The sequence below is a fragment of the Bradyrhizobium sp. HKCCYLS3013 genome, assembly GCF_051167615.1.
In the GTDB taxonomy this organism is placed as follows: Bacteria; Pseudomonadota; Alphaproteobacteria; order Rhizobiales; family Xanthobacteraceae; genus Bradyrhizobium.
In genome coordinates this window covers 285,499-305,818 of the sequence record NZ_JBNPTK010000007.1, presented here as the reverse complement: position 1 = coordinate 305,818, position 20,320 = coordinate 285,499, and the positions used below count along the sequence as shown (strand labels likewise).

The following is a 20,320-nucleotide window of genomic DNA, read 5'->3' as shown; positions in this document are numbered from 1 at the left end:
AGCGTTCAGCGCAGCACCTCCATCACGGCGGCGGCGAACGCCGCCGGCTCTTCCTGCGGCAAATTGTGGCCGGCCCGAGGGATCACGCGATGGCCGATCCGGTTGCTGAACTTCGCAGCATGCGCCTGGCCGTCCGTCGCCGGGATCACGCCGTCGGCGTCGCCATCGAGCGTGATCGTGGGCACCGCGATGACAGGCAGGCTCGCCAGCCGCTGCTCGATGTCCTGATAGCGCGGGTCCCCCTCGGCCAGCCCGTAGCGATGCCGATAGCTGTGGATCACGACATCGACGTGATCGGGATTGTCGAACGCCTCCGCCGCGCGCGCGAAGGTCGCATCGTCGAAGCGCCAGTGCGGTGACCATTGCTGCCACAGCAGCCGTGCAATTTCGGCGCGGTGGGCCGCGAGCCCGGCCCGTCCGCGCTCGGTCTGGAAGTACCATTGATACCAGAACGCGAACTCGCGCGGCACCGGCGCCGGCTCCAGCGCCCGCGCGATGTCCTGGATCAGATAGCCGTTCACGGAGACCAGGCCCGTGCAGCGCTTGGGCCACAGCGCCGCGCCGACGCAGGCCGCGCGGCCACCCCAATCATAGCCGGCGAACACCGCGCGCGGGATCGCCAGCGCATCCATCAGCGCGATCAGGTCGGCGCCGACCGCGGCCTGCTGGCCCGAGCGCGGCGTCGATGCGTCGCGGAAACGAGTGGGTCCATAGCCGCGCAGATAGGGCACGACGACGCGGCAGCCTTGTGCCGCGAGCCGCGGCGCGACCTCGACATAGGCGTGGATATCGTAGGGATAGCCGTGCAGCAGGATGACGACGGGACCGTCGGCCGGCCCGCTCTCGAAATAGGCAATGCGGAGCACGCCTGCGTCGATCTCGCGCAGCGGCTGCAACACCTGATCCGTCATGCCATCCTCCCGCATCGCGCCGCGCTCTCGAGCCGGGCGTTGCGCCGAGGATAGTTCTGATCGCAATTCCTCGCTACACTCACACGCGCTGTCGAAGGGGAACTGCCATGCTGCGCTCGCTGGTCTCGCTGCTCGCCGTCCTGGTCGCGTTCGCATCGCCCGCGGTGGCGCAATCGGGGCCGCGCACCAGCGAGTGCCTGGCGATGGCCGGCGGCCCGCCGCGCGCCGTGCCGGTCAGCCTGCGCCGGACGGCGGCGGCCGGCAACGAGGTGACGATCACCTATGCCGGCCACTCGACCTACTTCATCGACACGCCGATGGGCATCCGCATCGCCACCGACTACAGCGGCGCCTATCAGGTCGGGCGGCTGCCCGACGTCATCACCATGAACCGGGCCCATTCGACGCACTACACGCTGGCGCCCGATCCGCGCATCCCGCACGTGCTGCATGGCTGGGGCGACGACGGCAAGCCGGCCCAGATCTACGAGCGGATCGGCGACGTGCTGATCCGCAACATCACCACCGACATCCGCCGCTATTTCAGCGATTCGATCGGCGCCGACATGATCAAGGACGGCAACTCGATCTTCATCTTCGAGGTTGCCGGCCTGTGCATCGGCCATCTCGGCCATCTGCACGTCAAGCTGGACGAGACGCATTTCGCCGCGATCGGCCGGCTCGACGTGGTGATGGTGCCGATCGACGGCACCTATACGATGTCGCTCGACGGCATCTCCGAGATCACCAAGCGTCTGCGCGCCTCGGTGGTGCTGCCGATGCACCGCTTCGCGACGCCGCTCGACGAGTTCATGCGCAAGATCGGCCAGCAGTTCGAGATCGACCGGCGCGGCGAGCGGACGTTGAAGATGTCGCGCGAGCTGCTGCCCTCGATGCCGACGGTGATCATTCTCGACGGCGTCTAGGCGCCCGCGAGGCTGGTGCCGCGGCGGCCTTCCGGCGTCAGGAACATGCGCTTGAGCTTGTTGATCACGCGCACCGCGAGGCCGAGCACATAGGGCTGCGTCTTCAGGCAGAAGGCGAGCTTCTTGACGTGGCCCTCGACATGCCATTTGGCATGCGCGCCGTCGCGGAAGAAGATCACGTCGCCCGGCCCATAGCGCTTTGCCGGGAGCCCATCGCTCTCCAGCACGATCGCGCCTTCGAGGATCAGGATGGTCTCGTCGAAATCGTAGTACCAGTTGAACTTGCCCTCGGTGCAATGCCAGACGATGGTCGAGCCCAGCCCGTCGCTGCTGCGCGCGATGGTGCAGGAGGTCGCGGTCGGAGTGCCCTCGATGATCCACGACGGCTCGATCGGAGCGGGCGCCAGGTCGACGGTGAGGTTGGCGGTTTCGATCAAGGACGGCGACATCGTGGACCTCAAATGCATGGGACTGAAATGACCGGGCGAACGCCGGCATGAGCCTGCGACCGTAGCCGGTTGCACCTAATGGCTGCTTTCCGCAGTCGTTAAGATTTGAACCAATCGCCGCGACCAGCCGTCGCATCACAACCACGCCAGCGCTATAAACTTCACGCGAACGCCGCAATTTGTTCGCGGCCTCGCCAAACCTGCTGATCTACTGTTTAGCCGCACTGCAAGATGCGGACAGGCGCCCCTCCGGTCGCCCTGCCCATCCCCAAGCTGTGCCGTCGCCTTTAAAGATTTGCCGCCTTCGCAGAGATAAGGATTTCCCAGGATGCGCCGACTGAGCCTCGCACTCGCCCTTACGCTGTCCGCTGCCACACTTGCAACCAACAGCCTCGTCATGGCGGGCGAAACGCCCGCCCCCGACAACGCCAAGGCCTACTTCATCAACCTGAAGGACGGCGACACCGTCTCCTCGCCGGTCCTGATCCGCTTCGGCCTGTCCGGCATGGGCGTCGCGCCGTCCGGCACCGAGGCTCCCAACACCGGCCACCACCATCTGCTGATCGACGCGCCCGCGCTCGAGGGCGACGCACTCAACGAGGCGATCCCGGTCGATGCCGGCCACGTGCATTTCGGCAAGGGCCAGACCGAAGCCTCGGTCAATCTCACGCCGGGCAAACATACCTTGCAGCTCGTGCTCGGCGACTGGAGCCATATCCCGCACAACAAGCCGGTCATGTCGGAACGGATCACGATCGACGTGCAGGCCACCACCGGCAGCGCCAAGCAGTAGGACCGTTCGATCGACGACGGCCCCGCCGCGAGCACTGCTCGCGGCCCGCTTCGGGCCGGTGCACGTGGCGCCGGCCCGTCATGCGTCAGGCCCACTCGCCCTTCAAGCCCACTCGCCCTTGCGGAACACCGGGACGCGGCGGCCGTCTTCATGGAGGCCGTCGATGTCGGTGTCGGCCGAGCCGATCATCCAGTCGATGTGGATCAGGCTCTGGTTGCCGCCCTGGGCGGCGATCTGCTGCGGCGACAGCGACGTTCCGTTGACGAAGCACTTCGAGTAGCACTGGCCGAGCGCGATGTGCGAGGCGGCGTTCTCGTCGAACAGCGTGTTGTAGAACAACAGGCCGCTCTTGGAGATCGGCGACGAGTGCGGCACCAGCGCGACTTCGCCGAGCCGGCGCGCGCCCTCGTCGGTGTCGAGCACCTTGTTCAGCACTTCCTCGCCCTTCGAGGCCTTGGCCTCGACGATGCGGCCCTCCTCGAACTTCACCTGGATGTTGTCGATCAGCGTGCCCTGATAGGACAGCGGCTTGGAGCTGACGACGTGACCCGACACGCGACGGCAATGCGGCGTCGTGAACACTTCCTCGGTCGGGATGTTGGCATTGCAGGTGATGCCGTTCTTGGCGGTCGAGGCGCCGCCCTCCCATTCATGGCCGTCGGCGAGACCGATCGTCAGGTCCATGCCGGGTCCGGTGTAATGCAGCGCACTGAAGCGCTGGCCGTTGAGCCATTCGGTGCGCTCGCGCAGCACCGCGTTGTGGCGCTCCCAGGCCGACACCGCATCCTCGCGATCGACGCGCGACGCCGCGAAGATCGCGTCCGCGAGCTTCGCCACCGCGACCTCTTCCGGGACATCCGGGAAGACCAGCTTGGCCCAGGAGAGGCTCGGATAGGCGATGATGTTCCAGTTGGTCTCGAAATTCGTGATCTTCTCCAGCGCCGGCTGATAGGCCTTGGAGTTGGCCTTGCTGGCGCGCGCCACCTTGGCCGGATCCTGGCCGGACAGCAGCATCGGATTGTCGCCGACGATGGCGAGCCGCGCGGTGTTCTCCGAGAACGCCTTGGCCATGCCCTGATAGAGCCAGTCGGCGGCGCGATCGAAGCTGTTGTCATGGCCGAAACGATAGCGCGCCAAGGTCAGCTCCTCGTCGGAGAAGAACGACGTCACGATCCCCGCGCCGGCCTTGTAGGCGTGCTCGGCGACCTTGCGCACCAGCGGCAGCGCCACCGACGGCGCGGTCAGCAGCAGATCCTGACCGGGCCGAAGCTGCAAGCCGACCTTCACCGCGACCTCGGCCAGGCGGTCGAGCTTCACGGGATCGATGGCGGCATCGAAGTTGCTGACATGTGCGGTCATCAGGGGTGTCCAGTTCCGTTTCTTTGCGGTGTTGAAGAGATAGGCCAAACGGTCGGGCGGTCAATGGCGAACGGGGGCGACTCCGGCATCGCCTCTCCGCCCTTGTCGCCGCCGAGCATGGCGCTGACAACTGCCGTGAAGGCGTTCGGAGACATGGCTGACACCTCAAAACGGCCCTGTGGGTCCGCACCCGTCGCTTTCCAAAGCTGAGCCGCGAGCTCGGTGCCGCTCTCCCTCGGAGGGCAGGGCTATCACATATGGCGATCGAGGTTTTGCGCTTACCTCTCTCCGCGTCATCATGCTGAGAACGACGTGGATGCCCGGGCAAGGCGGGCATGACGGAGTAACTAACCTGCAGAATCGTTCATCGCGATGGCCCTGTATCTCCATATGCGATAGCCCTGCCCTGGAGGGGGAGGGTCGGCACTGAGCCAGTGGCGCGTCGTGATCAACAATTTTGAGCGGCATATGGAGATGTGCGTCCATAGCCTCGCGGCGCCCCACGCGTCCGAGTGATACAGTGGTCTCACCCTCTTCAAACGAAAGGGTGCAGGGAAGGCCGGACCTCGACTGAGGCCCGTGGCCCGCCTGCTCAAAAAATGCAGGCGGCAGGTACCACAGGTCCAGCCGGATGATCCGGCCCTCCCTGCGCGATGGCTTTACGGCTGCTTCGCGTTCTCCCCGGTGCGCCGGGCTTTTTGGTCACCGTCACCCACGCGGCGCCATTGGCGCCAACGCAGGCTTGATACTGGCATCGGAGTATCAGGACCACGCGACTTGACCGTGCGAGCCGATGTTGTTCGTCCGCGCGAATGACCACGCTGCAAACCGGCCCGCCCATCACATCCCGCCTCCACGTGTCGTGACGACCGCGATACGCCCCTCGTCGATGAGGCGGGACAGCGACAAACAATCATGATTTTCCGAAACCGCCAAGCAGGATATTTTTTCTGCCGGGACTGGACAGCCCAAATCGGCCTGAACGTGCTCAGGAAATCAGTCTCCAGACGCAGCGGCGATCGAGCAGATCAGGAGCAGGAACAGGCCTGTTCATCACAGCCCAACGACATGAGTCGCCCGACGGGCGGCGTTCTCGATCGCGCCAGTCGTCGACACGCAGCCCACCACCATCGACGTACCAGTCGGCACGTGACGCCCAGTGCACGTGGCGATCGGGAACGGTGCCGAGCGGCTCATCGAAGCCGCCGGCTGGCGAGCAATGGCAATTGAGGAATTTGTCGAACGGCCCATCGACCTCGAAGCCGACCCGGCCGCAGAGGCAACTGCCGCGGAACGTGGTCATGACGATCTCCTATGAGTGCGCTGGAATGTCCAAGAGCGCCGCACGCGTGGAGGATGTTACTTATACCGACTGCATCCTTGCAGCTATCAGGACGACTGAAGGCCCGCCTCGGTCGCCGCATTGTTAGTAGGTAGCATGGTCTTCCCACGCGGAACACTCGACTGTTTGTGAGTCATCCTCGACATCGAGAGTCAATCACTCCTCATGAATTGGAACCGGGATGACCGGACAGCGCTGTCGCGCAAATGCATGGCTCACAGGGGATTCGGTCACTTTGAGGACATGTTTAGAGGTTGATTGGCGCGCGGCAGGGGGATTTCACAGCGTACAGGAGTCCTCCAAATGTACCGCGTTGTTATTGTCGTCGCCGCATTGCTGGCTCTCTCCGTTCAAGCCGAGGCGCGTCCTCGTCACCATCATCATCACTACTCGTACCGTCACCATCACTCCTTCATGAACGCCATGGCCTCGATCCCCGGCGAGGGCCGCGTTGTCGGTGGCCGGCCGTCGGGATGCCCGCATGCCTTCTGTGGCTGCGAAGCGTCGCTCTATACGTTCGGCCGGGTCATTCCCGAGTTGAATCTCGCATCCAACTGGCGTCGCTTTCCACGCGCGGCTCCCGCACCGGGCATGGCGGCGGTCCGCTCCGGCCACGTCATGATCCTGCAGCAGCAGGTCGCGGGCAACATCTGGTATGTGCACGACGGCAATTCCGGCGGTCACGTCACCCGCGAGCATCCGCGCTCGATTGCCGGCTACACGATCGTGAACCCGACGGGCGGTTCCACGATGTTCGGCGCAGCGGCGCGTGTCACGCGCGAAGCCCGTGCGCCGAGATATCAGCGGCTCGCCCGCAACGCGCGGCCGGACGGCTGGATGGCCAGCGCGGCGCCGATGGCCTTCAACTAGGTTCGACGCCAGCGCGCGCGGCATGCAGCTACGAAGTCGCGAACTGCATGCCGCTTCCGCCTACACGCTCCGCGCCTCGCGTCTGAACAGCACGTACAGCGCCGGCAGCACCAGCAGCGTCAGCACCGTCGACGAGATGATGCCGCCGATCACGACAGTGGCGAGCGGGCGCTGGACCTCGGCGCCGGCGCCGGTCGCGATCGCCATCGGCACGAAGCCGAGCGAGGCGACGAGCGCCGTCATCAGCACCGGCCGCAATCGCGCCAGCGCGCCCTCCTCCACCGCCGCGCGGACGGAGCGCCCCTCCTGGCGCAGCCGTTCGATGAAGGCGATGATGACGAGACCGTTGAGCACGGCGACGCCTGACAGCGCGATGAAGCCGACGCCGGCCGAGATCGACAGCGGCAGGCCGCGCAGCAGCAGCGCGGCGATGCCGCCGGTCAGCGCCAATGGCACGCCGGAGAACACCAGCGCGGCGTCGGCGAACGAGCTCATGCTCATGAACAGCAGCAGGAACACCAGCGCCAGCGCGATCGGCACCACGATCGTGAGACGCTTGGTCGCCGACACCAGTTGCTCGAACTGCCCGCCCCAGCCGATCCAATAGCCCGGCGGCAGCTTGACCTTCTCGGCAACGGCGGCTTGCGCCTCGGTCACGAACGAGCCGAGGTCGCGGGCGCGAACATTGGCCGACACGACGATCCGCCGCTTGCCGTTCTCGCGGCTGACCTGGTTCGGGCCCGGCGCCGAGGCGACCGCGGCCACCGACGACAGCGGCACGTAGCGCGGCTGTGCGACCGAGGAGAACGCGGTGCGCAGCGGCGCGGCATTCGCCTCCTCACCCGCCGGCAGCGGAATCGGGATCGCGCGGATCGCATCGAGATTGCCGCGCAGACGCTCGGGGAGCCGGACGACGATGTCGAAGCGGCGGTCGCCGTCGAACAGCTTCCCGGCGGCCTTGCCGCCGATCGCGATCTCCACCACGCTCTGCACCTCGGCCACGCTGAGGCCGTAACGCGACAGCGCTTGGCGGTCGATCCTGACGGTCAGGATCGGCAGTCCCGCGACCTGCTCGGTCTTGACGTCGGTGGCGCCATTGACGCCGCGGATCGCGGCTTCGACCTGGCGCGCGGCACCCTGCAGGATGTCGAGGTCGTCGCCGAAGATCTTGATGCCGACGTCGCTGCGCACGCCGGAGATCAGCTCGTTGAAACGCAACTGGATCGGCTGCGAAATCTCGTAGTTGCTGCCGGGGATCTCGTCGGCCGCCGCCTCGATCTCGGCGACGAGCTGCGCCTTCGGCTTCGCCGGGTCGGGCCATTCCTGGCGCGGCTTCAGCATGATGTAGCCGTCGCCCTGCGACGGCGCCATTGGATCGGTCGCCACCTCCGCCGTGCCGATGCGGGTGAAGACGTCCTTCACTTCGGGTATCAGCCGCAGCCGCGCCTCCAGCGCCTTCTGCAGGTCGACCGAGAGGGTCAGGCTCGTTCCCGGGATGCGCAACGCCGCAAGCGCGACATCGCCCTCGTCGAGGCTCGGGATGAACTCGCCGCCCATGCGCGTCGCGGCAAAGCCGCTCGCCGCGACGATCATCACGGCGACCGCCGCGACCATCAGGCGGTGCGCGATCACGCCGCGCAGCAGCGGCGCGTAGATCCGTCGCGCACCGCGCATGACGAGATTCTCCTGCTCGGAGACCTTGCCGGTGACGAAGATCGCGACCGCCGCCGGCACGAAGGTGATCGAGAACAGCACGGCGGCGCCGAGCGCCATCAGCACCGTCAGCGCCATCGGCGTGAACATCTTGCCCTCGACGCCGGTCAGGGTCAGCACCGGCAGATAGACCACGGCGATGATGCCGGTGCCGAACAGGCTCGGGCCGATCACCTCGCGCGCGCCGCTGACGATGGTCTGCAACCGCTCGGCGGTCGTGAGCAGCCCGCCCTTGCGATGCTGCGCCTGCGCCAGCAGCCGCAGACAGTTCTCGACGATGATGACGGCGCCATCGACGATGATGCCGAAATCGATCGCGCCGAGACTCATCAGGTTGGCGCTGACCCTGCTCTCGACCATGCCGGTGATGGTCATCGCCATCGACAGCGGGATGATGCAGGCTGTGACCAGTGCGGCCCGGATGTTGCCGAGCAGCAGGAACAGCACGACGACGACCAGCGCGGCGCCTTCGACCAGGTTCTTCTCCACGGTGCGGATCGTCGCTTCGACCAGATGGGTGCGGTCATAGAGCGTGCGCGTGACCACGCCCTCCGGCAGCGACTTCGCGATGTCGTCGAGCCGGGCCGCGACGCGCCGCGCAACGGCGCGGCTGTTCTCGCCGATCAGGAGCATCGCCGTGCCCAGGATCGTCTCGTCGCCGTTGAGCGTCGCCGCCCCCGTGCGCAGGTCGCGCCCTTCGTTGACCTCGGCGACGTCGCCGATGCGCACCGGCGTGCCGCCGCGGGCGCCGATCACGATGTCCTTGAGCTCGGCGGCGCTGCCGACCTGGCCGGGCGCGCGCACCAGATATTGCTCGCCATTGCGCTCGATGTAGCCGGCGCCGACATTGGCGTTGTTGGAGGCCAGCGCGGCGATGACGTCGCGGAAGCTGATCTTGTAGGCCATGAGACGGCCGGGATCGGGCAGCACGTGGAACTGGCGCTCGAAGCCGCCGATGGTGTTGACCTCGATCACGCCCTGCACGCCGCGCAGTTGCGGCCGGATGATCCAGTCCTGAATGGTGCGCAGATCCGTCGGCGAGTAGTCCGCGCCGTCAGGCATCTTGGCGCCGGGCCTGGCTTCGACCGCATACATGAAGATCTCGCCGAGCCCGGTCGAGAGCGGTCCCATCGCCACCTCGACGCCGGGCGGCAGCTGGTCCTTGATCTGCTGGATGCGCTCGTTGACAAGCTGGCGCGCGAAATAGATGTCGGTGCCGTCCTGGAACACGACGGTGACCTGGCTCAGCCCATAGCGCGACAGCGAGCGGGTGTAGTCCAGCTTCGGCAGGCCGCCCATCGCGGTCTCGACCGGGAAGGTGATGCGCTGCTCGGTCTCGAGCGGCGAGTAGCCGGGCGCCTTGGTGTTGATCTGCACCTGCACGTTGGTGATATCGGGCACGGCGTCGATCGGCAGCCGGGTGAAATTCCAGGCGCCGAATCCGGCCGCAGCGAGCGCGACGAGCAGCACCAGCCAACGCTGGCGCACGGCGAAGGCGAGGATCGCGTCAATCATGCTCGGCCTCCCCCTTGCCCATCTCCGCCTTCACCACAAAGCTGTTCTCGGCGACGTAGTGTTCGCCGGCAGAGAGACCGTCACGGATTTCGACATAGGTCGGATCCGATTCGCCGAGCGCGACGGGACGCGCCTCGATCTTGTCGCCCTCCTCGCGCACGAACACGACGGTCTTGTTCTCCAGGGTCTGGATCGCGCTGGCGCGGACCGCCACGGCGACGCTGCGCTTGGCCAGAACCAGCCGCGCAGTGACGAACAGGCCCGGACGCAGCCGGCCGTCGGGATTGGCCAGCACGACGCGGGCGAGCGCGGTCTGCGTTTCGCTGGCGCCGACCGGCGCGATGTAGGAGACGTGGCCGCGGATCGCGCCGCGGCCGTCATCGGGGTCGATCAGCACCTCGTCGTCGAGGCGGACGCGCCGGAGATCCTGGCGGTAGATCGACAGGTCGACCCAGATCGTGGAGAGATCGGCGACCACGAAGGCCGGCTTCTGCTCGGAGGCGTATTCGCCGAGCGAGATCTGGCGGTCGATGATGGTGCCGCCGATCGGCGCCTTGAGATCATACGCCGTCAGGCTCTGATTGCTCTCGATCGCGGCGAGCAGCTCGTCCTTGGCGACGGTGTCGCCGATGCGCTTCTTGATGGCACGGACGATGCCGGGAAAGCGCGGCGTCACCTGCACCAATGCTTCCTGGTTGGCGCGCAGCACGCCGTTGAACGATAGCGTATCCGACAAGGTCGCGGGTCCGGCTTCGGCGAGCGCGACGCCGGCCGCGGCGAGCTTCACGTCGCTGATGCGGATGCGGTCGGCGCCATGTTCGTCCTGCTCGACATGATCCTTCGGCGCCGCCTTCTCGGCATGATCGGCATGGCCGACCGTTGCGTCGGCATGCGGCTCCGCCTCGCCCAGCAGGCGCGATGCGCCGGCGCCGGCCGCGGCGGCGAGGACGGCAATCAGGATGACGGTGAATGGTCTCATCGCGCGGTCTCCCGTGCCAGGGTGAAGGGACGGCCGACCAGGCCTTCGATCGTCGCCACGGCGACATGGATGTTCTGCAGCGCCTCCTGCTCGCGCAGCCGCGCCTGTGCCACGCTCGCCTGTGCGTCCAGCACTTCGAGCAAAGAGAAGCGACCGGCGCTGTAGCCCTGCGCGATCTCGTCGGCGGCCTCCTGCGCCTTCGGGATTGCGATCTCGCGCAGCACGGACAATTCGCGCAGCGAGCCTTGCAGCGAATCGTAGGCGCGGCCGGCGATCACCAGCAGCGCGTTGCGGTTGGCCTTGCGCTCGGCTTCGGTCTTGGCGAGGCTTTCCTGCGCCGAGAGGATGTTGCCCTGGTTCTGGTCGAACACCGGGATCGGCACGGAGACGCTGAGCCTGACGGCATCATCCTGGGTGTCGTTGAAGTGCCGCCATCCGGCACCGATGCGGACGTCGGGATAGGGCTTGAGCCGGGCCAGCAGCAGCTCGGCATTGCGCTGCGCGTAGACCGCGGTCCAGCGGACGAGCTGCGGATTGGCATCGATGGCCGCGATCACGGTCTGGAACGCCGGCGGCTGGCCGGTCGCGTCGAAACGACCGGTGACGGCCGGAAGCTTCGCCGAGCTGTCGCCGATCAGCACGGCGAGCTCGCGGCGCGCGCTCGACAGCGTCGCCTTGACGCGCTCGCGATCGGCCCGCACCAGCGCCGAGGCGACCTCGGCGCGGCCGGTCTCCGCCGGCGACGACGCGCCGGCCTCGACGCGACGGCGCAGCAGCGGCGTCAGGCGATCGAGCGCTGCGACCTGATCGTCCAGGATCTGGATGCGCCGCTGCGTGGCGAGCACCGTCACGAAGGCGATCGCGGTCTCCGACAGCACTTCCAGCCGCACCGCTTGGCGCTGAATCTCGGCGACCCGTACGCCGGCCTGGCCGGCGGCGATGCGCGCGTCGCGCTTGCCGAACCATTCGAACGCCTGGCTGATCTGCAAGGTGGTCTCGGCCGATCGCGTGCCGCGATACGGACCCGAGCCGAATGAATTGTCCTGCTCGTAGGACAGCTCCGGATTGAGCAGCGCGCCGGCCTGCAGCCGCTGGCCGGAAGCGACGCCGATGTCGCGGTCGGCGGCGGACAGCCGTGGATTGGCGGCGAGCGCGCGCGACAGCGCCGCGCGGAGGGTCAGCGTCTGCGCCGCGGCGGCGTGCACGGACAGAGCGAGCAGGGCTGCGGCGCCGATGACGCGCGCAGCCATCCCGGGGAATGGCATGAGATGAACCTGTCTGGACGGGCAAGGATGGACGGCGTCGGCCGTCCGGCACGTTGCGTCAGCTCAGGTGTCTTGGCGGTGGAGAGTCGGACTCGGACTTGACGGCGGTACCAGGCAGCGGAACGGCCCAGCGGGCTGCGGCCACGATCTCGGCCGGGACGGCGGCGAGCTGCGGCTGCGGCACGGCCACCGAGAAGCAGCCATGGCAATGATGGTCGGCGACGCCGCGCTGATCGGTGTGGCCTGTTCTGTCGAGCAGCGACGCGATCTCCGGCTTGCCGGCAAAGGGATGGGCAACGTCGATGTCGCAGGCGCCGTGCAGCGCCCCCGCGAGGACATAGGCGAGCATCAGGCAAGCAGCCGCGATCCGGCGCAGCATGCGCGGACGGCTCGTGAGATATCGCTGGCCTATGATGCGCACCGCGCCCCCTGTTCGGCCAGCGGATAGCATGTGGCCGGCACGGTTGTCGATCAGCAACAATGTAACAAGCGGAACCACTCATCTGGCGCCGAGCGCAGGCACGAGGATCGCGCAGGCGAGCACGACGCTCGGCAGACCCATATGTGCATCGCGCGCGTCCGCCCGCGATCGGCCCAAGCCTGCACGAGTGCCGATTTCCGGAACGCGCGTGGACCTGTGCGATCACCGGTAAGCCGTGGCGCATGAGCGCGCCGTATTGGCGGCATGCAGCGTGCTTGATTGACTCGCCGCCTTCGCAAACTAAGGTTCGCGTCGCGGAACATGCAAGGCGCGAACTCATCGAACACGCGATGCGCCGCGCGAAAGATCGGAAGACAGATGACGTTGGCGATGAGCTGGGACGAGTGGGCCCGGCATGATGGCATGGCGCTGGCGGCGCGCGTTCGCAATGGCGAACTGACGGCGGCGGAGCTGGCGCGGCAGGCCGCTGAAGGCATTGCCAAGGTCGATCCCGCGCTGTCGGGCGTGGTCGAGGTCTTTGCCGACGCCGTCGAAGATCCCATCAAGGCGGGCGCCAATGCCGACGGCGCTTTCGCCGGCCTGCCGTTCCTGATGAAGGATCTCGGACCGACCATGGCTGGGCGGCTGCAGGAGCAGGGCTCGCTCTACATGCGCGGCAACCGCCCCGCCGCCGACACGCATCTCACGGGGAAGATGCGCAAGGCCGGCCTCAACCTGATGGGGCGCACCACGACGCCGGAGTTCGGCGTCTGCAGCTCGGCGGAGAACCCGGCCGTCTACGTCACGCGTAATCCCTGGAATACGGACTACACGACCTGCGGCTCGTCGGCCGGCAGCGCGGCGATGGTCGCCGCCGGCGTCGTGCCGATCGCGCATGCGACCGATGGCGGCGGCTCGATCCGGATTCCCGCCGGCGTCAACGGCAATATCGGGCTGAAGGTCTCGCGCGGCGTGTTCTCGATCGCGCCGCATCTGTCGGATCTCTCCGGGCTGGTCTCGATCCAGGGCTGCCAGTCGCGCAGCGTGCGCGACACCGCGGCGTTCGTCGACCATTGCCGCGGCGGCGCGCCGGGTGAGTTCATGCCGTACTGGACCACGCCGGAGCCGTATGTCGAGCTGATCAAGCGCGATCCCGGCAAGCTGAAAATCGCGCTGTCGCATCAATGGGGCGACTATCGCGCCACGCCGCACATCGCGGCCGAGCTGGCGCGCGTCGGCAAGTTCCTGGAAGGCCTCGGCCATCACGTCGGCTACGCGCTGCCGGACGTCGATTATCGCGCCGCGTTCGCCGCGCAGACGACCTGCTACATCTCCAACTTCGCGATCGTCATCAACAACCTGCTGGCGCAGCGCAAGCTCGAGCGGCCGCCGGCCGAGCTGATCGAGCCGATCAACATCCGCATCTGGGAAGCGGGTCGCGATACGAGCTTCGCCGAGCGCGCGGCGATGCAGGCGGTGTTCAACACGACGTCGCGCGCCTTCGGTGCCTTCTTCGAGGACTGGGACATCATCCTGACCCCGATCACCGCGCTGCCGACGCCGAAGATCGGCACCACCGAATATCTGACCATCAGCGACAATCCGTCCGTGCTCGACTGGTTCGAGAACCTGTGGCGCAACTTCGCGTTCACGCCGCTCGCCAATCTCTGCGGCATCCCCGCGATCTCGCTGCCGCTCGCGACCAACGAGCACGGCCTGCCGCTCGGCATCCAGGCGATCGGCAAGCAGGCCGACGACGGCCTGCTGCTGCAGCTCGCGGCCCAGATCGAGCGCGCGATCGAGGGCAAGTGGAACGGCGGTGCGACACCCGCCGTGCACGTGACCAAAGCCTGAGCCGCGACCACGGGCCACTGATCCGTCGTTGCCCGTCGATCGTTGCCCAGCGTGGATGGTGCCGGCCGGAGCCGGCGCCGCGCACTGGTCGGCGAGGACGAACATGATGGGCGAACGGATCGCGACGCGCTCCGGCAAGGCAGCAGCGGATGCGGCCCTGCCCCGGCGCGGCACGCCGGTCCCGTGGTGACGCCATGCCGAAGATGCGGCGCAAGGCCGACTTGCCGACCAGGATATGCGCTGCGTGCGGCCGCCCGTTCGCGTGGCGGCGCAAATGGGCACGCGACTGGGACGAGGTGAAATACTGTTCGGACCGCTGCCGATCCGACCGCGGCCGGACCTCCACTGCGGTCGCCAAGTGCCGAGAAGGCTAGCATCATGATGTCCGGCGTCCCCGCTCCGATACGCATTCTCGGCCTCGCCGGGCTGATTCCGTTCGCGGGCCTCGCGGTGTTGGCGATCGCAGGTGACGATCCGATCCGGCAGGCCGCGCTGCGCGCGCAGATCGGCTATGGCGCGGTCGTCGTGAGCTTTCTCGGCGCGATCCATTGGGGCATCGCCGTGCAGACGCCGGTCCTGGCAGGCTGGCCGCGCATGAGCTGGGGGGTGACGCCCTCTTTGCTCGGCTGGGTCGCGCTGCTGCTGCCGCCGCTGCCCGCTTTGGTGCTGCTCACAGTCGCGCTGCTGACGGCGCAGGTCTCCGATGAGTACAGCTTCGGCGGCGACCACCCGCGCGCCTGGTTCCTGAAGCTGCGGCGGCTGCTCAGCATCGGTGCGATCCTCTCTCTGCTTGCCACGCTGATAGGCATCGTGGTCGAAGGCGCGCCCTGACGGCCACCGTTCTGGACAACGCAGCAATCCCTCGGGCAAGCTCGCATATCCACTCGCGAGGCGCCATGAACATCCTGCTGCTCAATCCCAACATCCGCACCGACATCACCGAGCTGATGCTGCAGGTCGGCCGCGAGGCCGCCGCGCCCGGCACCACGCTGATCCCCTGCACCGCGCCGCGCGGCGTACCCTATATCGCCACCCGCGCCGAGGCGCAGATCGGCGGCGCGGTGGCGCTTGAGATGCTGGCAGAACGCAACGGCACGTTCGATGCCGCGATCATCGCCGCGTTCGGCGATCCCGGCCTGTTCGCGGCCCGCGAGCTGTTCGACGTGCCGGTGATCGGGCTTGCGGAAGCGGCGATGCTGACGGCCTGCATGGCCGGTCGGCGCTTTGCCATCGTCACTTTCGCGCAGGCGCTCGGCCCCTGGTACGAGGAGTGCGTGCGCATGCACGGGCTGATGGAGCGCTGCGCCGGCATCCGCATGCTCGACGGCAGCTTCAAGCAGATCTCCGACGTGCAGCACGAGAAGGAAGAGCTGCTGGTCGAGCTGGCGCTGCGCGCGGTCGAGGAGAACGATGCCGACGTGCTGATCTTTGCCGGCGCGCCGCTGTCGGGCCTTGCCGCGCGCGTCGCGCACCGCATTCCCGTGCCCGTGGTCGACCAGGTGATCGCGGCGGTGAAGCAGGCCGAGGCACTGCTGGCGCTGAGGATGCGCAAGGCCACCGCCGGCACCTTCCGCCGCCCGGCCGCGAAGCCGACGACGGGGCTGCCGGAGGCCTTGGCCGCGCGACTGGAGCATCGCGACGGATAGTTGGGCCGAGCCAATGTTGTTAGCTGGCGCTCGGGGCGAAACTCGTCCTACTCCCCTACCCCCACTTCCACTTCTGTACACAAGCCGCCGCCGCTGCCTGAAAAGGCGGCACGCTTCTTGCTTTTTCAAACGAATAGAGCAGGAAGCCCATGGCCAGCGTATCGGACGCCAAGTCGCTCGTTCTGGATCGGATCACGCACCGCTTCGCCAGCGGAACGATCGCCGTCTCCGACATCAATCTCGACGTGAAAGGCGGCGAGATCATTGCCCTGCTCGGGCCCTCGGGCTGCGGCAAGACCACGCTTTTGCGCATCATCGCCGGCTTCATCGGCCAGAGCGAGGGACGTGTCATCATCGGCAACGACGTCGTCGACGCGCTGCCGCCCAATCGCCGCGCGGTCGGCATCGTGTTCCAGAACTACGCGCTGTTTCCGCATCTCTCGATCACCGAGAATGTCGGCTACGGCCTCGCCGCGCGCGGCGTCGACAAGGCGACGCGCAACAAGGAGGCGCAGCGGCTGCTCGACATGGTGCAGCTCGGCCCGTTCGGCGAGCGGCTGCCGCGACAATTGTCCGGCGGCCAGCAGCAGCGCGTGGCGCTGGCGCGCGCGCTCGCGATCAAGCCGTCGATCCTGCTGCTCGATGAGCCGTTCGCCGCGCTCGACAAGAATCTGCGGCTGGACATGCAGATCGAGGTCAAGCGGCTGCAGCGCATGGCCGGCACGACCACGCTAATCGTGACCCACGACCAGGAGGAGGCGCTGTCGATGGCCGATCGCGTCGCGGTGCTCAGCCATGGCCATCTCGAACAGTTCGGCACACCGTCCGAGATCTACGACCAGCCGCAGACGCTGTTCGTGAACAGCTTCGTCGGCACCGCGAACAAGATGAAGGGCGTGGTCGTGACGGCCGATGCTAACGGCGTCAAGGTCGCGCTGGAGGCCGGCGGCGAGATCATCGCCCGAGCGCCGCAGCCGGTCCGTGCCTCCGACAAGGTCACCGTCTGCCTGCGTCCCGAGCATCTCACCTTCGTCGGCGATGACTCCGGCTTTGCCGGCGAGATCGGCATGGCGCTGCCGCTCGGCGCCACGGTGGTCCATGAGATCAAGGCGCGCGACGGATCGAGCATCAAGATTTCGCAGGCCCGCACCGGCGCCACGCCTTTGCGCGAGGCCGGCACGCCGGTGCGCGTCGCGCCGCTCGCGCCGGGCCTCGCCACCGTCTTCCCCCAATGAACCAACCGACACATCGGAGTGAAACATGATGCTTGACCGCCGCCGGCTCCTGACCAGCGCGTTGACGCTGGGAGCCATGCACGCCTTCCCCGGTCTCAGCCTCGCGCAGGCGCGACCGCTGGTGTTCGCGACCTTCACCGGAAGCTGGGAAGAAGCACATAAAGCCGTGCTCGTCCCTGCCTTCCGCAAGGCCAACGCTGATGCCGCGATCGTGCTCGATCCGATGCTGTCGGTCGACCAGATCGCCAAGGTCAACGCCGCCAAGGCCAATCCGCCGATCGACGTCATGCTGCACGATCCCGGTCCGGCGCTGGTCGCGATCGGACAGGATCTCGTCGAGCCCTACCCGGCCGACAAGAGCGCCTATTTCAAGGACCTGATTCCCGAAGCGCAGGACGCCATGGGCCCGGCGCCGTTCTTCCAGGTCGTCGGCCTCACCTACAATCCCGAGACGGTGAAGACGCCGCCGACGTCGTGGGCCGATCTGTGGAAGCCCGAATTCAAGGGCAAGGTCGGCATCACCAATCTGAACTCCACGCTCGGCACCGGCTGGCTGGTCGAGATCGCGCGCATGCGCGGCGGCTCGGAGGCCAATGTCGATGAGGGCTTCAAGGCGCTGGAGGAGCTGAAGCCGAACCTCGCCGCCGTCGCCGCCAATCCGGGCGCGCTGGCGACCCTGTTCCAGCAGGGCCAGATCGACATCTCGCCCGGCAATTTCAACGCCATCCAGATCCTGAAGGCCCGGGGCGTGCCGGTCGAGTTCGTGGCGCCGAAGGAAGGCGCCATCGCCTTCAAGACCACCATCCACATCGTCAAGAACTCGCCGAACAAGGAGCTCGCCTTCAAGCTGATCGAGGCGGCGCTGTCGCCGGAGGTGCAGACGGCGCTGATGAACCCGCCCTATCTGATCGTGCCGACCAACACCAAGGTCGCGATGACCGGCGAGATCGCAAAGGTGCTGGCCAAGGACACCGCGGAGCTGAAGAAGAAGTTCGTGTTCCAGGACTGGAAGAAGATCAACGAGCAGCGCGCGTCCTGGATCGAGAAGTTCAACCGCGACATCAAGATCTGACGCAATGAAGAGCGCGACGGCAGCGCCTGGAGACGTGACCAGCTTCAGCCTGGGGCTTGCGCTGCCCCTGAGCCTGGCATTCGCCATCTTCTTCGTGCTGCCGCTGGCGCAACTTCTTTTTCTCTCGCTGCACAACGACACCGCGGCGACGGTGTGGGGGCTCGGCCAGTACATCAAGTTCCTGACCGACCCCTTCAGCCTCGCCGTGCTCGGCTCGACCTTGCTGCTCGGCGCCGAGGTGACGCTCGCCTGCCTCGTACTCGGCTATCCCATCGCCTGGCTGTACCAGCGCTCCGGCAGCCGGGTGCAGACGCTCATCATCATGATCGTGCTGCTGCCGCTGCTCACCAGCGTCGTGGTCAGGACCTTCGCCTGGATCGTCATTCTGGGACGGCAGGGCATCATCAACTCCGTTCTGCAATCACTCGGGTTGATCGGCACGCCGCTGCGCATGATCTACACGCAAGGCGGGCTCATCGCCGCGCTTGCGCAGGTGCAGATGCCGCTGATGGTGCTGCCCCTTATCACGGCGATCGGCCGCATCGATCCCAACCTCTCCGACGCCTCGGCCTCGCTCGGCGCCGGCAGCTGGCGCACCTTCTTCAAGGTGATGCTGCCGCTGTCGATGCCCGGCATCATCGCCGGCTGCACATTGACCTATGCCGCGGCGATCACCGCCTTCATCACCCAGTCGCTGGTTGGCGGCGGCCAGATGCTGTTCATGCCGATGTATCTGTACCAGCAGGCTTCGACCCTGCAGAACTGGCCGTTCGCGGCGGCGATCTCGATCATCTTCCTGTTCGCGGTGCTCGCCATCGTCGCGCTGTTCTCGATGCTCGGGCGGCGTGCCCGCGGCTATGGAGAGGCGCGATGAGCAGGCGGCGAAAAAACTGGGAAGCGCTGAGCTTCCAGATCGTGATGACGGTCATTGCCATCATGGCGCTGATCCTGATCGTCTCGCCGTCGCTGGTCGTGGTCATCGTCTCCTTCACGTCCGGCTTCTCGCTGAAATTCCCGCCGCCCGGTTATTCGACGCGCTGGTACGTCGAATTGTGGAACGCCTGGCAACTGCAATTCGCCGCGCGCAACAGCCTCGTCGTCGCGCTGTGGTCGACCGGGCTCTCGATCGTGCTCGGGGTCGCCGCGGCGCTGGCGATCTCGCGCTCCAGGACGCTGACCGCAAAGCTCCTGGACTCCTTGTTCATGTCGCCGCTGGTGCTGCCCGCGCTCGCCTTCGGGCTTGCGGCGCTGATGTTCTTCTCGCTGGTCGGCCTGCCGGTGTCGCTGCTGACACTCGTCATCGGCCACACCATCGTCTGCGTGCCCTACGTCGTCCGCAACACCGTCGCCGCCCTGGCCCAGCTCGAGCCGACCTTGCTGGAAAGCTCGGCAATCCTCGGTGCCAGCAGGCTCTACACGTTCCGCCGCATCGTGCTGCCGCTGATCCGCCCCGGCATCATCTCCGGCGCGTTCATCGCCTTCATGTCGTCGTTCGACAACGTGCCGGTGTCGCTGTTCCTGCGCGATGCCGCCACCGACATGCTGCCGATCCGGATGTGGCAGGACCTCGAAGGCAAGCTCGACGTCACCATCGCTGCACTGTCGAGCGTGCTGATCATCGCCACGATCGCGCTGATGGCGATCATGGAGAGGACGACGGGACTGTCGAAGCGGCTGACGGGTTAGTGGCGCGAGGTCGGGGGCCTCATGGATCGAGACGCGCCGCGAGGCGGCGCTCCTTACCATGAGGGTCAAGCGGCGGAGCGGCCGCTGCACACAGGACCATGAACATGCTGTCAGCGTGTTCATGGAGAGCAACCTCATGGAGAAGCGAGAAACCGATCGACCTTGCCGCGGGCGGGACGGCCGTGACTGCGCCCTCGCCCCTTATGGGAGAGGGCATTTACAATAGCGCAACGATCTCGGTCGGGTGAGGGGTCTGTCTCAACGAGTTGCGCTCGCGGAGAGGA

General features: G+C 66.9%; 19 protein-coding genes. 11 read left to right on the top strand and 8 right to left on the bottom strand.

What is annotated here, in order from left to right:
- Nucleotides 1-5: 5 nt before the first annotated feature.
- On the bottom strand, nt 6-911 hold the full coding sequence (locus ACQR1F_RS16005; protein WP_434913434.1) for an alpha/beta fold hydrolase: 906 nt from the start codon (nt 909-911) through the stop codon (nt 6-8).
- 107 nt (nt 912-1,018) lie between these two features.
- Between ACQR1F_RS16005 and ACQR1F_RS16000 the strand changes: the two genes are divergently transcribed.
- Nucleotides 1,019-1,837, top strand: coding sequence for an MBL fold metallo-hydrolase (locus ACQR1F_RS16000; RefSeq protein WP_434913433.1), 819 nt, complete (start codon nt 1,019-1,021; stop codon nt 1,835-1,837).
- On the opposite strand, the gene ACQR1F_RS15995 is transcribed toward ACQR1F_RS16000, so the two are convergent.
- Complete coding sequence (locus tag ACQR1F_RS15995) at nt 1,834-2,286, bottom strand: cupin domain-containing protein (RefSeq protein ID WP_316182833.1); 453 nt, start codon at nt 2,284-2,286, stop codon at nt 1,834-1,836. The two genes, ACQR1F_RS16000 and ACQR1F_RS15995, sit on opposite strands and share 4 nt — an antisense overlap.
- 328 nt (nt 2,287-2,614) lie before the next feature.
- On the opposite strand from ACQR1F_RS15995, the gene ACQR1F_RS15990 reads away from it, so the two are divergent.
- Nucleotides 2,615-3,079, top strand: a complete 465-nt coding sequence (locus ACQR1F_RS15990) for a DUF4399 domain-containing protein (protein ID WP_434913432.1) — start codon at nt 2,615-2,617, stop codon at nt 3,077-3,079.
- A 102-nt stretch (nt 3,080-3,181) separates the two neighbouring features.
- Here ACQR1F_RS15990 and ACQR1F_RS15985 read toward each other — a convergent pair whose 3' ends face one another.
- Together ACQR1F_RS15985 and ACQR1F_RS15980 are read right to left on the bottom strand one after the other, a co-directional pair.
- The gene (locus tag ACQR1F_RS15985) at nt 3,182-4,438 is read right to left on the bottom strand and encodes an aminopeptidase (protein ID WP_434907463.1); all 1,257 of its coding nucleotides are present in this window, start codon (nt 4,436-4,438) and stop codon (nt 3,182-3,184) included.
- 988 nt (nt 4,439-5,426) lie between these two features.
- Complete coding sequence (locus ACQR1F_RS15980; RefSeq protein ID WP_434913431.1) at nt 5,427-5,741, bottom strand: hypothetical protein; 315 nt, start codon at nt 5,739-5,741, stop codon at nt 5,427-5,429.
- Nucleotides 5,742-6,083: 342 nt separating this feature from the next.
- Here ACQR1F_RS15980 and ACQR1F_RS15975 point away from each other — a divergent pair, with 342 nt between their 5' ends.
- The gene (locus ACQR1F_RS15975) at nt 6,084-6,650 is read left to right on the top strand and encodes a hypothetical protein (RefSeq protein WP_434863994.1); all 567 of its coding nucleotides are present in this window, start codon (nt 6,084-6,086) and stop codon (nt 6,648-6,650) included.
- Nucleotides 6,651-6,710: 60 nt separating this feature from the next.
- On the opposite strand, the gene ACQR1F_RS15970 is transcribed toward ACQR1F_RS15975, so the two are convergent.
- Genes ACQR1F_RS15970 through ACQR1F_RS15955 form a run of 4 tightly spaced genes read right to left on the bottom strand, consistent with a single transcriptional unit; the run spans nt 6,711 to nt 12,600 of the window.
- Complete coding sequence (locus ACQR1F_RS15970) at nt 6,711-9,878, bottom strand: efflux RND transporter permease subunit (protein ID WP_434913430.1); 3,168 nt, start codon at nt 9,876-9,878, stop codon at nt 6,711-6,713.
- Nucleotides 9,871-10,857 (bottom strand): divalent metal ion exporter adaptor subunit IhpB, encoded by a 987-nt coding sequence (ihpB, locus tag ACQR1F_RS15965; RefSeq protein WP_434863992.1) that lies wholly within the window; start codon nt 10,855-10,857, stop codon nt 9,871-9,873. Before ihpB ends, ACQR1F_RS15970 begins: the two co-directional genes overlap by 8 nt.
- On the bottom strand, nt 10,854-12,122 hold the full coding sequence (ihpA, locus tag ACQR1F_RS15960) for a divalent metal ion exporter subunit IhpA (protein ID WP_434913429.1): 1,269 nt from the start codon (nt 12,120-12,122) through the stop codon (nt 10,854-10,856). Before ihpA ends, ihpB begins: the two co-directional genes overlap by 4 nt.
- Before the next feature lie 58 nt (nt 12,123-12,180).
- Nucleotides 12,181-12,600, bottom strand: coding sequence for a hypothetical protein (locus ACQR1F_RS15955; protein WP_434913428.1), 420 nt, complete (start codon nt 12,598-12,600; stop codon nt 12,181-12,183).
- A 321-nt stretch (nt 12,601-12,921) separates the two neighbouring features.
- Between ACQR1F_RS15955 and ACQR1F_RS15950 the strand changes: the two genes are divergently transcribed.
- From ACQR1F_RS15950 to ACQR1F_RS15915, 8 genes are all read left to right on the top strand, one after another.
- Nucleotides 12,922-14,397, top strand: a complete 1,476-nt coding sequence (locus ACQR1F_RS15950) for an amidase (protein ID WP_434913427.1) — start codon at nt 12,922-12,924, stop codon at nt 14,395-14,397.
- A 194-nt stretch (nt 14,398-14,591) separates the two neighbouring features.
- Entirely contained in the window at nt 14,592-14,771 is a 180-nt protein-coding gene (locus ACQR1F_RS15945; protein ID WP_316216693.1) for a DUF2256 domain-containing protein, read from the top strand.
- A gap of 4 nt (nt 14,772-14,775) precedes the next feature.
- Entirely contained in the window at nt 14,776-15,228 is a 453-nt protein-coding gene (locus ACQR1F_RS15940) for a DUF3429 domain-containing protein (RefSeq protein ID WP_434913426.1), read from the top strand.
- A 65-nt stretch (nt 15,229-15,293) separates the two neighbouring features.
- Nucleotides 15,294-16,043, top strand: a complete 750-nt coding sequence (locus ACQR1F_RS15935) for an aspartate/glutamate racemase family protein (RefSeq protein ID WP_316182822.1) — start codon at nt 15,294-15,296, stop codon at nt 16,041-16,043.
- Between the two features lie 149 nt (nt 16,044-16,192).
- Nucleotides 16,193-17,278 (top strand): ABC transporter ATP-binding protein, encoded by a 1,086-nt coding sequence (locus ACQR1F_RS15930; RefSeq protein WP_434913425.1) that lies wholly within the window; start codon nt 16,193-16,195, stop codon nt 17,276-17,278.
- Nucleotides 17,279-17,303: 25 nt separating this feature from the next.
- A complete protein-coding gene (locus tag ACQR1F_RS15925; RefSeq protein ID WP_434894059.1) occupies nt 17,304-18,350 on the top strand; it encodes an ABC transporter substrate-binding protein in 1,047 nt (348 codons plus the stop codon).
- A 4-nt stretch (nt 18,351-18,354) separates the two neighbouring features.
- Nucleotides 18,355-19,224, top strand: coding sequence for an ABC transporter permease (locus ACQR1F_RS15920; protein WP_316182820.1), 870 nt, complete (start codon nt 18,355-18,357; stop codon nt 19,222-19,224).
- Nucleotides 19,221-20,036 carry an ABC transporter permease gene (locus ACQR1F_RS15915; RefSeq protein ID WP_434873484.1) on the top strand — a complete coding sequence of 272 codons (816 nt, stop codon included), beginning with the start codon at nt 19,221-19,223 and terminating at the stop codon, nt 20,034-20,036. Before ACQR1F_RS15920 ends, ACQR1F_RS15915 begins: the two co-directional genes overlap by 4 nt.
- Nucleotides 20,037-20,320: the final 284 nt, after the last annotated feature.

Coding starts and splice junctions, on each gene's coding strand:
- ACQR1F_RS15945 (WP_316216693.1), top strand. CDS start 14,592: ATGCCGAAGATGCGGCGCAAGGCCGACTTGCCGACCAGGATATGCGCT.
- ACQR1F_RS15970 (WP_434913430.1), bottom strand. CDS start 9,878: ATGATTGACGCGATCCTCGCCTTCGCCGTGCGCCAGCGTTGGCTGGTG.
- ACQR1F_RS15980 (WP_434913431.1), bottom strand. CDS start 5,741: ATGACCACGTTCCGCGGCAGTTGCCTCTGCGGCCGGGTCGGCTTCGAG.
- ACQR1F_RS15990 (WP_434913432.1), top strand. CDS start 2,615: ATGCGCCGACTGAGCCTCGCACTCGCCCTTACGCTGTCCGCTGCCACA.
- ACQR1F_RS15995 (WP_316182833.1), bottom strand. CDS start 2,286: ATGTCGCCGTCCTTGATCGAAACCGCCAACCTCACCGTCGACCTGGCG.
- ihpB (WP_434863992.1), bottom strand. CDS start 10,857: ATGAGACCATTCACCGTCATCCTGATTGCCGTCCTCGCCGCCGCGGCC.
- ACQR1F_RS15920 (WP_316182820.1), top strand. CDS start 18,355: ATGAAGAGCGCGACGGCAGCGCCTGGAGACGTGACCAGCTTCAGCCTG.
- ACQR1F_RS15940 (WP_434913426.1), top strand. CDS start 14,776: ATGATGTCCGGCGTCCCCGCTCCGATACGCATTCTCGGCCTCGCCGGG.
- ACQR1F_RS15950 (WP_434913427.1), top strand. CDS start 12,922: ATGACGTTGGCGATGAGCTGGGACGAGTGGGCCCGGCATGATGGCATG.
- ACQR1F_RS15975 (WP_434863994.1), top strand. CDS start 6,084: ATGTACCGCGTTGTTATTGTCGTCGCCGCATTGCTGGCTCTCTCCGTT.
- ihpA (WP_434913429.1), bottom strand. CDS start 12,122: ATGCCATTCCCCGGGATGGCTGCGCGCGTCATCGGCGCCGCAGCCCTG.
- ACQR1F_RS16000 (WP_434913433.1), top strand. CDS start 1,019: ATGCTGCGCTCGCTGGTCTCGCTGCTCGCCGTCCTGGTCGCGTTCGCA.
- ACQR1F_RS15915 (WP_434873484.1), top strand. CDS start 19,221: ATGAGCAGGCGGCGAAAAAACTGGGAAGCGCTGAGCTTCCAGATCGTG.
- ACQR1F_RS15930 (WP_434913425.1), top strand. CDS start 16,193: ATGGCCAGCGTATCGGACGCCAAGTCGCTCGTTCTGGATCGGATCACG.
- ACQR1F_RS16005 (WP_434913434.1), bottom strand. CDS start 911: ATGACGGATCAGGTGTTGCAGCCGCTGCGCGAGATCGACGCAGGCGTG.
- ACQR1F_RS15985 (WP_434907463.1), bottom strand. CDS start 4,438: ATGACCGCACATGTCAGCAACTTCGATGCCGCCATCGATCCCGTGAAG.
- ACQR1F_RS15925 (WP_434894059.1), top strand. CDS start 17,304: ATGATGCTTGACCGCCGCCGGCTCCTGACCAGCGCGTTGACGCTGGGA.
- ACQR1F_RS15935 (WP_316182822.1), top strand. CDS start 15,294: ATGAACATCCTGCTGCTCAATCCCAACATCCGCACCGACATCACCGAG.